The sequence below is a fragment of the Arthrobacter sp. AIWTK1 genome (assembly GCF_056680535.1).
On sequence record NZ_CM155287.1, the window covers coordinates 3,481,291 to 3,495,880 of the forward strand.

The following is a 14,590-nucleotide window of genomic DNA, read 5'->3' on the forward strand; positions in this document are numbered from 1 at the left end:
CTTGCTGGACCGGCTCCATCGGCACCATCGGCAAAAGGGAAAGGACGAGACGATGCCCCTCTATCTGTCGAAGTTCAGCTACACACCCGAAACCTGGGCAAGGCTGATCAGCAACCCTGAAGATCGCAGGAAAGCCGCCCAGGCCTACATCGAATCCGTCGGCGGTAAGCTCCACGGCTTCTGGTACGCGTTCGGTTCCCACGACGGTTTCAACCTGTGGGAGGCCCCGGACAATGTGTCCATGGCGGCGGTGGCACTGGCGATCAGCGGGGGCGGCGCGCTGAGCTCATTCGAAACGACGGTGCTCCTGACCGTCGACGAAACACTGGAGGCACTTCGCAAGGCCGATGAGATCAAGTACAAGCCTCCGGGCACCTAGCGGTTCAGGGCAGCGGCGGTTCGGGCCGGCTCAGTCCTGCATGCGCTCCAGCCGGTATGTCAGCTTGGCCTCCCGTTTGGGGTCGTCGCCCAGGGATTTGGTGCGCGCAATGTAGTCCACGCCCCACGTCTTCAGCAGGAAATCGTCGGCAATCCTGACGTGCCCCGCGGGGAACTTGTAGTCCATTCGCTTGGCCACGCCGGACCAGTCGGCGGCACCGAAGAGTTCCTCGGCGTCGGCCACGGTCCGCACGCCGTTGGCCGCCAGCAGGTCCCCCAGCCAGCCGTACTGCCGGGCCTGGCTCCTGGGGTGTTCGGACAGCAGCCGGGCCAGCATGTCCTGGAGGATGTCCCCGGTGAGCTCGGTCGCGGCGGGGTTGGCGGCGAACTCGGCTGTGCTCTCGGCCTGGCGGCGTTTGACGATGTCGTTGATCGCGGAGAACTGGGCGTCCGCGAGTTCGATCAGGGTTGAGGCCATGGTGAACGCGCGGTCCACCTCCGCGTTGGCCTCGGACAGGCCCTTGTAGCGGATGTCATGTTCGAAGGCGGCCCACGCGTGCTGCAGCACGGTCCGGATCTGGACCTCGAAGCGCTCCCCGACGTAGGTCTGGCATCCCACGGGAACGTTCTCGGCAGGGACTTCGAGGATGAGATGCCGGCCGGCGTAGCCGATCTGGCCGTTCCGCCGCTGGGAGCTCGTTTTGTCGTCGTCCTCGCGGCACCTGAACTGCCCCTTGAGTGCCGTGGCAACGTCCGCGATGTCCGGCTCCAGGAACATGATGACCCGGACGCCGATCAGGTCGTCGAGCTGTTCGAGTCCGCGTTGATACTTGAATCTGCCGTCCGCGGTGATCCGGTCCAGCTTTCCCTTGACCGAGCCGGGGTCCTTGACCCGGGCCTGCACGGTGTGGTGGTTGAGGCCGTCATCCCGGAGCCGGGCGCGGATGGCGTGCTCTATTGCTTCCGAGGCCTCGTTCAGCCGGGGCAGCAGCGCGCTGTATTGCTCCAGGGAGCTGGCAACAACCGACTCATGATCTTCCAACCGTTCCCCCTCAGATCACCCGTCACCCGGATCACCGCGCGGCGCATCTATCAAGCAGAGTATCCAAGGGCGCCGGTTTCAGCTACTGCCGCGGCCCCGTCAGCCGAAACGAACCGCAGGAAACCATCGTCCCTGTGCCGTGGAGGCCCTGCTCAATCCCCTTTGACGTTGATCAGCTGCCGGAGGGTGTGGCGGATCCTCACCAGGTCCCGCGCGTCGCGCATCACGACGTCAATGGGCTTGTACGCCGCCGGAATCTCGTCAATGAAGGCCTCGGTGGCACGGAATTCGATCCCCTGCATGGCCCTTTTCAGCTCGGCCAGCGAGAAGGCCTTGCGCGCCGCTGTCCGCGAGTACTCCCGGCCGGCACCGTGGGGCGAGGAATTGAGTGACGCCGGGTTGCCCAGCCCTTCCACCACGTAGGACGCCGTCCCCATGGAACCTGGAATGAATCCGGGATCCCCGGCCCCGGCCTTGATGGCACCTTTCCGCGAAACCCAGACGGACTTGCCGTAGTGCGTCTCCTGCTGGGTGAAGTTGTGGTGGCAATTGATCCGCTCCAGCTCCTTCACCGGGCCGCCCACCCAGTTCCGGAACCTGGCGATCACGCGGTCCATCATCTCCTCGCGGTTCAGCAGGGCGAAGTGCTGGGCCCAGCGCAGTTCCTCGATGTACCGTCTGAACTCCGGCGTGCCTTCCTCCAAGTAGGCCAGGTCCGGGTCTGGCAGGCGGATGTGCTTCTTTGCCGCCATGTCCCGGGCAACGCCGATGTGATGCTGCGCGATCTTGTTGCCGACGCCGCGCGAGCCGGAATGCAGGAACAGCCACACCGCGTTTGTCTCATCCGCGCTCACCTCGATGAAATGGTTGCCCGAGCCCAGCGAGCCCAGCTGGAGGTGCCATTTTTCCATGTACTGGGCGGGGTTGAAGCCGGCGTCGGCTGCCAGCTTCCGCAGCTCGGCGATCCGCGGCTCCGCTGAGGCCAGGACGTTCCTGTTGTTGTGGCCGGCCGAGAGCGGAATGACCCGTTCAATGTCCTCGCGCAGCCTCTTCCGGTCCTTCGGCAGGTCCGCCAGCGAGTACTGGGTGCGGACGGCGATCATGCCGCAGCCGATGTCCACTCCGACGGCGGCAGGAATGACCGCGTGCAGGGTGGGGATTACGGAGCCCACGGTGGCGCCTATGCCCAGGTGGGCGTCCGGCATCAGCGCCAGGTGCGGATAAATGAAGGGCAGCCGTGACGTCTTCAGGGCCTGCTCGCGGGTCTTGTCGTCCAGGATCGAGGCCCAGTTGAGCAGCTTGCTGTTGATGGTCTCCACGTTTCGCCTCCCACCGATAAGGATACGAAACGACAAAACCGCGGCTTCTTCGCGAGACCTGACCGTGAAGGTCCGGATCTGCGAACAAGCCGCGGTTTTCGTGAATCAGATGCTGTAGCGCTCGTCCTCGTGGTCGCCCGGGTGGTCGTTGACCAGGCCGGCGGCGAGGGTGTTACCGTCCAGCGGATCGATCACCAGGAACGCGCCGGTGCGGCGGTGGTGCAGGTAGTTCTCCAGCGGCAGCGGGGCGGCGAGCCGGAGCTGCGCGTGGCCGATGTCGTTGAGCTCCAGGCTGGACGCGCCCTCAAGCTTGAAGGTGGCGAGGTCCAGTTTGCCGCTGACGCTCCGGACCAGGGCCTGCACCGTGCGGGTGCCGTGCTTGACCAGCACCTTGGCGCCTTCACGGAGCGGCTTCGGGGACAGCCAGCACAGTGCCGCGTAGAGGTCTGCGGAGGCTTCGCGGACGGTGCCGGCGGCGGCGATCGTGTCACCGCGGGCGACGTCGAACTCGTCAGCCAGGCGGATGGCCACGGACTGCGGTGCCACGGCCTCGGTGAGCTCGGCGCCCGCGAAGTCGATGCCCGTCACCGTGGTGGTGCGCGGGTCCTGGCCGGGGGTCAGCACGCTGACCTTGTCCCCCACCTTCACCGAGCCTTCGGTGATCTGCCCGGCGTAGGCACGGTAGTCGCGGTATTTCTCGACGTCGAGTCCGCCGGCAACCGCGTCGGGAGCCAGTGCGCCCTGCGGCCGGATGACGAGCTGCACCGGGAAGCGGAAGCTCTCCAGGTGGCTTTCCAGTTCGTCCGCGGCAGGCAGCGTCTCGAGTACCTCGAGCAGCGCCGGGCCGGTGTACCAGGGGGTGCGCTCCGAGCGCTCCACCACGTTGTCGCCGTCGAGCGCGGAAACCGGGATGACCAGCAGATCGGCAATGCCGTCCGCACCGAGCCCGAGCTCGCGGCCGACTTTTTGCACGTCGGCCTCGATCTCGCGGAACACGGCCTCGCTGAAGTCCACCAGGTCGATCTTATTCACGGCGACAATCACGTGCGCCACGCGGAGCAGCTGCAGCACGGAGAGGTGCCGGCGGGTCTGCTCCAGGACACCCTTGCGGGCGTCGATGAGTACGACGACGGCGTCCGCGGTGGACGCGCCGGTCACCGTGTTCTTGGTGTACTGCACGTGCCCGGGGCAGTCGGCCAGGATGAAGCTGCGGCGGTCGGTGGCGAAGTAGCGGTAGGCGACGTCGATGGTGATGCCCTGCTCACGCTCGGCACGGAGGCCGTCGGTCAGCAGTGCCAGGTCGATCCCGCCGGCAGAACCGCCGAAGCCGCGGTCCGCGGAGGTGCGGGCAACGGCGTCGAGCTGGTCTGCAAGGATCGCCTTGGAGTCATGAAGGAGGCGGCCCACCAAAGTGGACTTGCCGTCGTCGACCGATCCGGCGGTGGCGAAGCGGAACAGCGAGGCGTGCGCGAGGGGGGCCTCGTCAAGAAGGGCAGCCGCGCGGGCTGTATCGATTTCGGTGCTCATTAGAAATAGCCATCCTTCTTGCGGTCTTCCATGGCGGCCTCGGAGATGCGGTCATCCGCACGGGTGGCGCCACGTTCGGTGATGGTGGAGGCGGCAACTTCAATGACGACGTCGCGCACCGTGGCGGCGGCGGATTCAACAGCGCCGGTGCAGGACATGTCACCCACGGTCCGGTAGCGGACGGTCTTGGTGATGACTTCCTCGTCGGGGCGGGGCTGGGAAACCTCGCCCACGGCGCGCCACATGCCGTCGCGGGCAAAGACCTCACGGTCGTGGGCGTAGTACAGGCCGGGCAGATCGATGTTTTCGCGCTCGATGTAGCGCCACACATCCAGCTCGGTCCAGTTGCTGATGGGGAACGCGCGGACGTGCTGGCCCACCGTGTGGCGGCCGTTGTAGAGGTTCCACAGCTCGGGGCGCTGGTTGCGCGGGTCCCACTGGCCGAATTCGTCGCGGAGGCTCAGGATGCGCTCCTTGGCACGGGCCTTGTCCTCGTCGCGGCGGCCGCCGCCGAAGACGGCGTCGAACTTGTTGCGCTGGATCGCGTCCAGCAGCGGGACGGTCTGCAGCGGGTTGCGGGTGCCGTCGGCACGCTCGGCCAGTTCTCCGCTGTCGATGAACTCCTGGACGGAGCCGACAACCAGCTTCAGGCCCAGGCGCTCCACGGTGCGGTCGCGGAAGTCGATGACCTCGGGGAAGTTGTGGCCGGTGTCCACGTGCAGCACCGGGAAGGGGACCTTGCCCGGCCAGAACGCCTTGGTGGCCAGGTGCAGCATCACCACGGAGTCCTTGCCGCCGGAGAAGAGCAGCGCAGGCTTCTCGAACTCGGCGACCACTTCGCGGATGATGTGGATGGCCTCGGACTCGAGGGTGTCCAGGCTGGATAGGCGCGTTGAGGCTGAGACGCCGACTGCCGCCCCCGCCCCTTCGCCGCGCGGCTGATCTTCGATCAGCCCAGCGCGCGGCTCCGACAGGCCCGATGCCACTCCCTGGGCGGCAGTCGGCGTCTCATCAGCGTCAAGTTCCAGCACAGACAGCTCCAGGTCCTCGTTGGTGGTTTCGATGCTCATACGTGTAGTCCGCATTCTGTCTTGTCGGTTCCTGCCCAGCGGCCGGCGCGGGGGTCATCGCCGGGCGCTACCTTGCGTGTGCAGGGCTGGCAGCCAATGGACGGGTAGCCCTGTGAAAGCAGCGGGTTGACGGGAAGGAGGTTGTCGTCGGAGTACTGCACCAGCTGGTCGAAGCTCCAGGCCGCCACCGGGTTCACCTTGACCAGGCCGTTGGCCTCGTCCCAGGTGATCAGCGGGGTGTTGGTGCGCGTGGGGGCTTCGTCGCGGCGCACGCCTGTGAACCACAGTTCGTAGCCGGACAGGGTGCGCCGGAGCGGGGCCACCTTGCGGAGGGCGCAGCACTGGGCGGGGTCGCGGGCAAAGAGGTCCTTGCCGAGGAGGCGGTCCTGCTGCTCCACGGTGCTCTCCGGAAGGACGTCCACCACGTTGACTCGGAGGTTTGCGGCCACCTCGTCGCGCGTGGCGTAGGTTTCCGGGAAGTGGTAGCCGGTCTCCAGGAAGAGGACGTCGACGCCGGGAAGCTGGTCGGCCACGAGGGCCGGCAGGACGGCGTCGGCCATGGAACAGGCCACCGCCACGGCGGGCAGCTCGAAGTTCCGGGCCACCCAGGCGATGACGTCGCGGGCGGGGGCATCCCAGCCGAGCTCGGCGGCGCCGGCCTCGGCGATGGCCTTGAGCTCATCGTGGGAACGGAGCTTTCCGGTGGTCGATCCCGTCGAGACCTGGGTTTCGGCGGGCTCAACCACCGGATCGACTCCCAATGCGTGCTTGCTCATTGCAGGTCCTCCTCATCGGCGGCGTGGGCCCACTCGGCGAAGGTCTGGCCGTCGGCGTGCTCGGCCACGAACTTCCGCACCACGCGTTCCACGTAGTCGGGCAGGTCCTCGACATAGACCTTGAGGCCGCGGACGGTGCGTCCGAGGCCGGCCTCTTCGCGGGTGGAGGAAGCCAGCCCGCCGCCCAGATGGACCTGGAAACCGGGGGTGGGGTCGCCGTCGGGCGTTGGCAGCATCATGCCCTTAAGGCCGATGTCCGCGGTCTGGATGCGGGCGCAGGAGTTGGGGCAGCCGTTGATGTGAAGGGACAGGGCGTGGGGCAGCTGGCCGCTCTCCGAGAGGTCGGCGAGGCGGCGTTCCAGCTCGGCCACGGCGGTTGCGGCGGTGACCTTCGTTTCCACGATGGCCAGCTTGCAGTATTCGATGCCGGTGCAGGCGATGGTGCCGCGGCGGAACACGGACGGCCGGGCGGAGAGGCCCAGGACGTCGAGCTCGGCCACCAGCGGTTCAACCTCGTCCTTGGGGACGTCCAGCACCACCAGCTTCTGGTGCGGCGTGGTGCGCAGGCGGTACGAGCCGCGGGCTTCGAGGGTGTCTGCGAGCTTCACCAGCTGCGCGCCGGAGAGGCGGCCTGCGATCGGGGTGGCGCCGATGAAGAACTTGCCGTCCTTCTGTTCGTGCACGCCCACGTGGTCGCCCGGGGTGGACGGCTTGGGTGCGGCGGGGCCGTCGGCCAGCTTGTAGCCGAGGTATTCGTCCTCGAGGACCTGGCGGAACTTCTCCGGGCCCCAGTCGGCCATCAGGAACTTCAGGCGCGCCTTGGTGCGCATGCGGCGGTAGCCGTAATCGCGGAAGATGCTGGTGACGCCGAGCCACACGTCGGCTGCCTGCTCCGGCGTAACGAAGGCGCCGAGGCGCTTGCCCAGCATGGGGTTGGTGGAGAGTGCACCGCCGGCCCAGAGGTCGTAGCCGATGCCGAGTTCGGGGTGCTTGACGCCCACCAGGGCGAAGTCGTTGATCTCGTGCACTACGTCCTGGCTGGGGTGGCCGGTGATGGCGGTCTTGTACTTGCGCGGCAGGTTGGACAGCAGCGGGTTGCCGATGAACCGCTCCCCCAGCTCTTCGATGAGCGGGGTGGGGTCGATGATCTCGTCCTTGGCGATGCCGGCCACGGGCGAGCCCAGGATGACGCGGGGGACGTCGCCGCAGGCTTCGGTGGTGGACAGGCCGACGCCTTCCAGCCGGTTCCAGATCTCGGGGATGTCCTCCACCCGGATCCAGTGCAGCTGGATGTTCTGGCGGTCGGTGAGGTCGGCGGAGTCCCGGGCGAAGTCCACGGAGATGTTGCCGATCACGCGCAGCTGCTCGGTGGTGAGCGCACCGCCGTCGATCCTGACCCGGAGCATGAAGTACTTGTCCTCAAGCTCGTGCGGCTCCAGCGTGGCGGTCTTGCCGCCGTCGATCCCGGGCTTGCGCTGCGTGTAGAGGCCCCACCAGCGGAAGCGGCCGTGCAGGTCCTGGCCCGGGATGGAGTCGAAGCCGTCCTTGGAGTAGATGGACTCGATACGCTCGCGGACGTTGAGGCCGTCGTCCTCCTGCTTCCAGGTTTCGTTGGCGTTGAGCGGCGTGGTGCCGTCAACCTTCCACTGTCCGTGCGGCTTCGCTGCCGGTCGGTTGGCGCGTGCGGGTCGCTTGGCGGCAGCGGAGTCCGCGGACGCTCCGGCTAGAGCTGTATCAGTCATGCATCGACTGTAGGTCCCACCCGAAAGCCGCCACAAAGGGTCAGAAACGCGAGGTCACCTAGGGAAATATTTCGTCATGAATCGCCGGACAGCCTTGAAGAAGCCCCTGTGCTGTGCATGGTTCGGGGTCGGTTCGGAGCGTCCGGCAGGGGCTTTTGAGGGGGTCCCGGAAGCGGTCCCGGCGGGTGCGGCCGCGGTCCCTGCGGGTGCGGCCGCGCGGGTCTGGGCGACGGCGGCGTCGTAGCGGTCAAGCGCAATCTCGGCCATCAGCCGGGAGGGCAGCAGCGGCTCCGTCACTACGTCGGCTTCGGCCTTGGCTAGCTGGTCGTGGAAGAATCCGTGCGCCAGCAGATACGACGCAATAATCACCCGTCCCTTCCCCTCGCCGCCGGGGTATTCGGCACGGAGGGAGGCGACGGCGTCGGGCACCGACGGTTTGGCGGCCGCGCCGTAGGCGGGCACGATCCTGTTGCCGCGCAGCGCCCTGAGGTGTTCGGCGAGCACTTCGACGCTGACCGAGGCCTTGGGATTGGTGGACCCCGCGGCCGCCAGCACCACGGCGTCGTTCTCGGTGGCACCCGCCTCGCGCAACCGCTGGTCGAGGATCTCCGCCAGCCTGGGGTCCGGCCCCAGCGGTTCCGAAGCGCTGCTGCCGTCCCGTCCCCGCGCCGCCTTCGCGATGTCCACCTTGGTGTGGAAACCCACGCTGAGCAGCAGCGGGACGATGACGGCCGGCTCGCCTTCCGGCAGCCCGGCCATAACATCCACCAGGTCCGGGTCCTGGACATCCACGTAGGCTTCCCGGACGTCCAGGCCGGGGCGCAGCTCAGCGATGTCGGCACGGAGGCCGTTGACCTCGGCGCCGCCCAGCGGGCTGGACGTTCCGTGGGCACAGGCGATCATGATGGGGCTATTCATAGGGGCTAGCGTAACGTTGGAGCAGCCCCATCCGCCCCTTCCACCTTGACCGGGACGACCATTGACCATCTCATTCGACGCCGTTCAGGTATGGCTGGATCTGGCCGGCATCTTCTTCTTTGCGGTCTCCGGATCCTTGCTGGCGGCGCGGAAGCAGTTCGACATCCTCGGCTCCCTGCTGCTCGCGTCCCTGGTGTCCCTGGGCGGCGGCGTCATCCGCGACATCATCCTCAACAGCGGCCCTCCCGCGGCGTTCACCAACCCGGCCTACCTGGCTCCCCCGCTGCTGGCCACCGTGCTGGTGTACTTCCTGTTTTCCAGCGTCCAGCGCTACACGTCGCTGCTTATCCTGTTCGACGCCGGCGGGCTGGCATTGTTCTGCATCACCGGTACGCTCAAGGCCCTGGCTGCCGGGATGAACCCGGTGGCGGCGGTGCTCCTGGGGGTCACGACGGCGGTGGGCGGCGGCCTCCTGCGCGACATCACAGCCAATGAGGTGCCCCAGCTCTTCGACCCGAAGGACCTCTACGCCCTCCCGGCGTTTACCGGGGCGGCGCTGACCACCGTCCTGTGGGTTTCGGGTTCCTTCAACGCGATCACCGCGGGAGCCGTTGCCGCCGTCGTATTTGCCTTCCGGGTGACGGCCTGGCGCCGTTCCTGGTACGTTCCGCTGGCCGTCCGGGGGTGGCACCGGCTGGGTCTTGGGACGGCGGAAAACGGTGGCCGCGATTAGCTAGGATAAGAACCATGACTGACATGTTCCTCGAGAAGTTCCGCGCGCTTGTTCCGAAGTATCTCGAAGACGAATGGCAGGAAGAGGACGGGCTGTCCCCCGAAGAACTCGACGAGGCCCTTTCCGAGCACCAGTTCCAGATTCCGTTGGTCCTGCGCGAGTTCTACCTGGCGTTGGGCGGCTGCGAGGACCTCATGGAGGCCTACCACTACTTCTGGGACCCCGAGGAACTCGAAGTCGATGACGAAGGCTTCCTGATGTTCCTGGAGGACGAGGAAGAACAGTTCACCTGGGGTTTCCGCGTGGGCGATCTTGGCGTCCCGGACCCCATTGTGTACCGCCGCAACAATGCCCGCGGGCAGTGGAAGAGCGAAGAAGGCACGTTCTCCGAGTTCGCGTTCGACATGTTCGAGTGGGCGTTCAACGACGAAGAGGACTAGGTTCGCCGGGCTTCTACTTGGGCCGCCGCCGTCGTGACCCTGTTTCAGGCCCCAATCCCGGCAACACCCTCTAAGTCCGGCGTGTCTGACCGCCAACAGCGGTAAAACGGGTCACGACGGCGGGACGGACGCGGGGTGGCCAGCCGCAACTGGCGCTGTGCTCACCAATGGGCAAACCTGCCCTCTGCACGAAGACGCAGAATGGCACGGATCTCATCCACCATGGCTTGGGGATGACGCACCACATCTTCGTAGTAGTAATGGAGCGTCAATCGGCCGCCGAGCATGCTGGCCCTGCTCCTGCGATGGTCCTTTTTAATCTGCCGGGACTCAAAATGGGACGCTCCGTCGAGTTCCACCACCAGCCAATCGTCCACGAGGCAGTCGACTTCACCCACTCCTGGCAGTTCAACATGCATGCGAACATTGAGGCCCGCACGGACAAAATGCGTATGGGCCAATATTTCCAGCAGTGAATCCGCCCTGGGAATCAGGAGATCCAGCACGGCGCGTGCCCTGCCGTTTCGTTTGCCCGGCAGCTTCTTCCTGAGGAATTCCGCGGTGATGTCTCCGCGCTGCGTGGCGGACTGCACCATAACCAGCGACTCCGGTTCCGGCAGGCATCTCAGGGCATGAATGAGCACGTCAGCCAGTCCGGCCACAGGTAGGTACGGATGCCGGGGGTGGGTGCAGGGTGAATGGTCCACCACTCCAGGCTTCGGGACTCCGTTCCCGCAACTTAAGTGCAGAGCACGGGCTGGGTGTAAAGCCCAGAGGTTGTAGAAGGGGGCGGCTGAGATGCACGTGAGCCGCCCGTTTGAACGAAAAGCGGCCACAACGCCGTCGTCCGCGGTTGTTGTTGTGTAGATGCCCCGCAACGGACGCATCAGCCGGCCGGCTGCCACGGCAGCCTCAAGCTCGGGTCGCTTGAATCCGGCGGCGAGCAGTTGGCTTCGCCTGGCGGCGCCGCCTCGATGACGTAGGTATGTGAGCAGATCCATGGAGCCATGGTGGATTGGGCTCCCGGGCCGGAACATGGCGCGGTAAGCCTATGTGGACAAGCCTCAGCTGCCGTCGTGACCTCTTTTCGTGCCGAGGGGGAGACGACGCGCCGAGGCTGCGGCGTGTTGTCGAGGTCGGCCGACAAAAGATGGTCACGACGGCGAGGCGAGCCAGAGCCGAAGCGCCGAAGAACTGTGACACGCCGATTAACACCCCGACTCGCGTTTATGACAAAGCTGTCATAGACTGTTTCACGGATCCACTAAATGCCTCCGGTGGATCTGATGCGAACGGAGAAACGGCCCCGGTTCGATGCAGCGTATGACTCGTATTGCTGCAAAGAACCGGGGCCGTTCCGTTTAAGCCGGAGGCACGCGGCAGGGCAAATTAGCTCGCGCGGTCCACCACGGCCAGCGCAAAACTGGTGAGCGAGGACTTGACCACGCCTTCGGGCAGCGGGGCCAGCGCCGCGATGGCTTCATCGGCCCAGGCACGCGCCACAACCCACGACTCCGCGGTGACCCGGTGGTCGCGCAGACCGGCCACGGCAGCGGCGAGGGCCTCGTCCGAGGAGAGGTCGCCGTCAATCAGCTTCAGGAGTTCGACGGCGGACTGGTCACCTTCGGCGGCGGCGTTGCGCAGGAGCAGCACCGGCAGGGTGGGCACGCCCTCGCGCAGGTCAGTGCCCGGGGACTTGCCGGACTTGACCTTGATGCCGGTGACGTCGATGACGTCGTCGGCCAGTTGGAAAGCCACGCCGATCTTCTCGCCGTACTCCACCAGGAGCGGTTCGTACGCTTCGTCGGCACCGGAGAAGATGGCACCGAGCTGGCCGGAAGCGGCCACCAGTGAACCGGTCTTGTCCGCGATGACGGACAGGTAGTGCTCCACGGGGTCCTCATCGGGGCGCGGTCCCACGGTCTCGTGCAGCTGGCCCAGGCACAACCGCTCGAAGGTGCGGGCCTGGATTCCCAGTGCGCGGGAGCCCAGCTCGGACACCAGGATGGACGCGCGGGCGAAGATCAGGTCGCCGGTGAGGACGGCAACGGAGTTGCCCCAGACCTCGTGGGCCGTGGGTGCGCCGCGGCGGAACGGGGCGGAGTCCATCACGTCGTCGTGGTACAGCGTGGCCAGGTGGGTCAGCTCGACCACCACGGCGGCCTGCACCACGGCCGGACGCGAGGCGTCACCGAGGTGGGCGCAGAGCAGAGCCAGCAGCGGGCGGATCCGCTTACCGCCGGCTTCCACCAGGTGACGCGACGTTGCATCGGCCAGCGGATCAGAGTTGGCAATGGCCTCGCGGAGCTTCTTTTCCACGCGGGCAAGGTTGGTGGTGATGGCGGGGCCCAGCTCGGGGTCGTCCGCGATGGCGGCGAAACCGGCCGGCAGCTGGAGGCCTGTGGCGATGGCGGTGGTGTTCAGGTCAGGTTCCCTGGCGTCCGGCAGGCCGTGTCCGGCGTGGGTCCAGCTGTGCTTGGCAGAGTTCGTCACGGGTTAACCCTAACTTTTTGTTGCGGAAACCGCGGATGTGTAGCTGGACGGGGACAGGGAGGTGTTGGACGTGGCAGGCACCAGGGCCTCCAGGAGCCTGATCACCCTGTCCTCGAATCCCTTGGCTGATTCATCCGTGACGTTGGCCATCAGCCGGACTACGAACTTCATGAGTGCGGGCAGCGGCATGCCGGTGCGGAGCGCGAGCTTCATCACCGACGGCTTGCCGATCACCGAGGCGAACGCGCGGCCCAGGGTGAAGTGGCTCCCCCACTGGCCGCGCACATGGTCGGCGTACCCCTTGAAGTGGAGGTCGGCGTCGTCGTGTGTCCACTTGGCGTAGCTGCTCTGCCAGGTGTTGGCGTCGATGACAAATTCGGCCGCAAAGCGGGCGGATTCCATGGCATAGGAAATGCCTTCGCCGTTGAACGGGGACACCATGCCGCCGGCGTCGCCCAGGAGCAGCAGGCCCGGGTAATAGTGCGGGGTGCGGTTGAAGCCCATGGGCAGCGCGGCGCCGCGGATTTCGCCCACCTGGTTTTCGGGCGTGAAGCCCCATTCGGCGGGCATGCCGGCGGTCCACTCGCGCAGGATCTGCTTGTAGTCGAGCTTGCCGAATTCCTTGGAGGAGTTCAGGATGCCCAGGCCCACGTTGGAGGTGCCGTCGCCCACGCCGAACACCCAGCCGTAGCCGGGGAGCAGTCCGCCGTCGCGGCCGGGGAGTTCCAGCCAGCCTTCCATCCAGTCGTCGTCGTGGCGGGGACTGGTGAAGTAGGTGCGGACGGCGACACCGAGCGGGCGGTCGTCGCGCTTCTCGATGCCGACGGACACGGCGGTTCGGGAGGAGTTGCCGTCCGCGGCAAGGACGACGTCGGCATGGAAGTCGCGCGTCTCCCCCGTCTTGCGTCCGGACTCGTCAAGCAGGGCCGCGCGGGCACCGATGACGCGGCCGTCGGCCGCACGCAGGGCCTCGGTGACGCTGTGCCCTTCGAGGATGGTGGCGCCGGCGGCCTCGGCGTGACGGGCCAGCTCTTCGTCGAAGCCCAGGCGCGTGCGGATCAGGCCGTAGGTGGGGAAATCGGAGACTTCCGGCCAGGGCAGCTCGATGGTGCGGCCGCCGGCGATCAGCCGGAGGCCCTTGTTGCGCCGCCAGCCGCCTTCTTCGGTGTGCGGGAGGCCGAGCTTCTGGATCTCGCGGACGGCGCGCGGTGTGAGGCCGTCGCCGCAGACCTTTTCGCGCGGGAACCTGGTTTTTTCCAGCACCGTGACGGGGATGCCGGCCTTGGCGAGGTAGTAGGCGGCAGTGGACCCTGCGGGGCCGGCGCCAACGATCAGTACGTTCACGGCAGCGTGGCTAGCCCGCGGGCCGGGTGATGTTGCGGCGGAGCTTCGCCACGGGGCCGGTGTGGTTGGCGATGGCGGCGGCGCTGCCGTCGGGCGTTGAACCAGACGGCTTGTGTGCGCGGTGGACGGCCACGATGCCGCCGCTGAGGTTGCGGTAGGTGACCTTTTCCCAGCCGGATTCCTGCAGCCAGCCGGCCAGGTGGTCCTGGTCCGGCCAGGCGCGGATGGACTCGGCGAGGTAGACGTAGGCGTCCGGGTTGGACGAGACCTTCACGGCAATGGCGGGCAGGGCGCGCATGAGGTATTCGGTGTACATAGTGCGCCAGAGCGGGATCACGGGCTGGGAGAACTCGGCGATGACGAGTTTTCCACCGGGCTTGGTGACGCGCAGCATTTCAGCCAGGGCCTTCTTCGGCTCATTGACGTTGCGCAGGCCGAAGGAGATGGTGGTGGCGTCGAAGCTGTTGTCCGCGAACGGCAGGCGGGTGGCGTCGCCGGCGATGAAGTCGATATCCGGGCGGCGGCGCTTGCCCACTTTGAGCATCCCCAGGGAGAAATCGCAGGCGATGACGTCGATCCCCGCGTCCGCGTAGGGCTCGCTGGAGGTGCCTGTTCCGGCGGCGAGGTCCAGCACCCGCTGCCCCACCTTCACATCCATCGCTTCGATGACCACCCGGCGCCAGCGGCGCGTCTGTCCCATGGACAGGACATCGTTCACGACGTCGTATTTGGGGGCGACGTCGTCAAACATCGTGGCTACTTCGTCCGGACGCTTATCCAAGGATGCTCGGTTCACCATGACATTGTC

14 protein-coding genes are annotated in these 14,590 nt (G+C 66.6%); 3 read left to right on the plus strand and 11 right to left on the minus strand.

The annotated features are described in order from the left end of the window. The first annotated feature begins 52 nt into the window (after positions 1 to 52). Positions 53 to 379 carry a GYD domain-containing protein gene (locus tag AC1MDG_RS15960; protein WP_479805047.1) on the plus strand — a complete coding sequence of 109 codons (327 nt, stop codon included), beginning with the start codon at positions 53 to 55 and terminating at the stop codon, positions 377 to 379. Positions 380 to 409: 30 nt separating this feature from the next. On the opposite strand, the gene AC1MDG_RS15965 is transcribed toward AC1MDG_RS15960, so the two are convergent. The 7 genes from AC1MDG_RS15965 to AC1MDG_RS15995 all read right to left on the minus strand — a co-directional run bounded on the left by AC1MDG_RS15965 (position 410) and on the right by AC1MDG_RS15995 (position 8,772). Beyond that, complete coding sequence (locus tag AC1MDG_RS15965) at positions 410 to 1,420, minus strand: GTP pyrophosphokinase (RefSeq protein ID WP_479805049.1); 1,011 nt, start codon at positions 1,418 to 1,420, stop codon at positions 410 to 412. Between the two features lie 152 nt (positions 1,421 to 1,572). Beyond that, a complete protein-coding gene (locus AC1MDG_RS15970) occupies positions 1,573 to 2,739 on the minus strand; it encodes an RtcB family protein (RefSeq protein ID WP_479805051.1) in 1,167 nt (388 codons plus the stop codon). Positions 2,740 to 2,844: 105 nt separating this feature from the next. Continuing rightward, positions 2,845 to 4,266 carry a sulfate adenylyltransferase subunit 1 gene (locus AC1MDG_RS15975; protein ID WP_479805052.1) on the minus strand — a complete coding sequence of 474 codons (1,422 nt, stop codon included), beginning with the start codon at positions 4,264 to 4,266 and terminating at the stop codon, positions 2,845 to 2,847. Next, positions 4,266 to 5,336 (minus strand): sulfate adenylyltransferase subunit CysD, encoded by a 1,071-nt coding sequence (gene cysD, locus AC1MDG_RS15980; protein WP_479805054.1) that lies wholly within the window; start codon positions 5,334 to 5,336, stop codon positions 4,266 to 4,268. Before cysD ends, AC1MDG_RS15975 begins: the two co-directional genes overlap by 1 nt. Next, positions 5,333 to 6,112 (minus strand): phosphoadenylyl-sulfate reductase, encoded by a 780-nt coding sequence (locus tag AC1MDG_RS15985; RefSeq protein ID WP_479805056.1) that lies wholly within the window; start codon positions 6,110 to 6,112, stop codon positions 5,333 to 5,335. The genes cysD and AC1MDG_RS15985 overlap by 4 nt, the downstream gene beginning before the upstream one ends. Then, entirely contained in the window at positions 6,109 to 7,854 is a 1,746-nt protein-coding gene (locus AC1MDG_RS15990; protein WP_479805057.1) for a nitrite/sulfite reductase, read from the minus strand. Before AC1MDG_RS15990 ends, AC1MDG_RS15985 begins: the two co-directional genes overlap by 4 nt. A 54-nt stretch (positions 7,855 to 7,908) precedes the next feature. After that, positions 7,909 to 8,772, minus strand: a complete 864-nt coding sequence (locus AC1MDG_RS15995; protein WP_479805059.1) for a sirohydrochlorin chelatase — start codon at positions 8,770 to 8,772, stop codon at positions 7,909 to 7,911. A gap of 61 nt (positions 8,773 to 8,833) precedes the next feature. Here AC1MDG_RS15995 and AC1MDG_RS16000 point away from each other — a divergent pair, with 61 nt between their 5' ends. Both AC1MDG_RS16000 and AC1MDG_RS16005 read left to right on the plus strand, forming a co-directional pair. Next, a complete protein-coding gene (locus AC1MDG_RS16000) occupies positions 8,834 to 9,505 on the plus strand; it encodes a trimeric intracellular cation channel family protein (protein ID WP_479805061.1) in 672 nt (223 codons plus the stop codon). Positions 9,506 to 9,519: 14 nt separating this feature from the next. Beyond that, positions 9,520 to 9,945 (plus strand): hypothetical protein, encoded by a 426-nt coding sequence (locus AC1MDG_RS16005; RefSeq protein ID WP_479805063.1) that lies wholly within the window; start codon positions 9,520 to 9,522, stop codon positions 9,943 to 9,945. A 161-nt stretch (positions 9,946 to 10,106) separates the two neighbouring features. Here AC1MDG_RS16005 and AC1MDG_RS16010 read toward each other — a convergent pair whose 3' ends face one another. The 4 genes from AC1MDG_RS16010 to AC1MDG_RS16025 all read right to left on the minus strand — a co-directional run bounded on the left by AC1MDG_RS16010 (position 10,107) and on the right by AC1MDG_RS16025 (position 14,578). Then, positions 10,107 to 10,946, minus strand: coding sequence for a hypothetical protein (locus AC1MDG_RS16010; RefSeq protein WP_479805065.1), 840 nt, complete (start codon positions 10,944 to 10,946; stop codon positions 10,107 to 10,109). Positions 10,947 to 11,334: 388 nt separating this feature from the next. Continuing rightward, a complete protein-coding gene (locus tag AC1MDG_RS16015) occupies positions 11,335 to 12,438 on the minus strand; it encodes a polyprenyl synthetase family protein (RefSeq protein WP_043484914.1) in 1,104 nt (367 codons plus the stop codon). Between the two features lie 9 nt (positions 12,439 to 12,447). Next, positions 12,448 to 13,782: a geranylgeranyl reductase family protein gene (locus tag AC1MDG_RS16020; protein ID WP_479805067.1), complete on the minus strand. Its 1,335-nt coding sequence runs from the start codon at positions 13,780 to 13,782 to the stop codon at positions 12,448 to 12,450. Positions 13,783 to 13,792: 10 nt separating this feature from the next. After that, on the minus strand, positions 13,793 to 14,578 hold the full coding sequence (locus AC1MDG_RS16025; RefSeq protein ID WP_479809119.1) for a demethylmenaquinone methyltransferase: 786 nt from the start codon (positions 14,576 to 14,578) through the stop codon (positions 13,793 to 13,795). Positions 14,579 to 14,590 lie beyond the last annotated feature (12 nt).

Coding starts and splice junctions, on each gene's coding strand:
- AC1MDG_RS15960 (WP_479805047.1), top strand. CDS start 53: ATGCCCCTCTATCTGTCGAAGTTCAGCTACACACCCGAAACCTGGGCA.
- AC1MDG_RS15975 (WP_479805052.1), bottom strand. CDS start 4,266: ATGAGCACCGAAATCGATACAGCCCGCGCGGCTGCCCTTCTTGACGAG.
- cysD (WP_479805054.1), bottom strand. CDS start 5,336: ATGAGCATCGAAACCACCAACGAGGACCTGGAGCTGTCTGTGCTGGAA.
- AC1MDG_RS15985 (WP_479805056.1), bottom strand. CDS start 6,112: ATGAGCAAGCACGCATTGGGAGTCGATCCGGTGGTTGAGCCCGCCGAA.
- AC1MDG_RS15990 (WP_479805057.1), bottom strand. CDS start 7,854: ATGACTGATACAGCTCTAGCCGGAGCGTCCGCGGACTCCGCTGCCGCC.
- AC1MDG_RS15995 (WP_479805059.1), bottom strand. CDS start 8,772: ATGAATAGCCCCATCATGATCGCCTGTGCCCACGGAACGTCCAGCCCG.
- AC1MDG_RS16005 (WP_479805063.1), top strand. CDS start 9,520: ATGACTGACATGTTCCTCGAGAAGTTCCGCGCGCTTGTTCCGAAGTAT.
- AC1MDG_RS16010 (WP_479805065.1), bottom strand. CDS start 10,946: ATGGATCTGCTCACATACCTACGTCATCGAGGCGGCGCCGCCAGGCGA.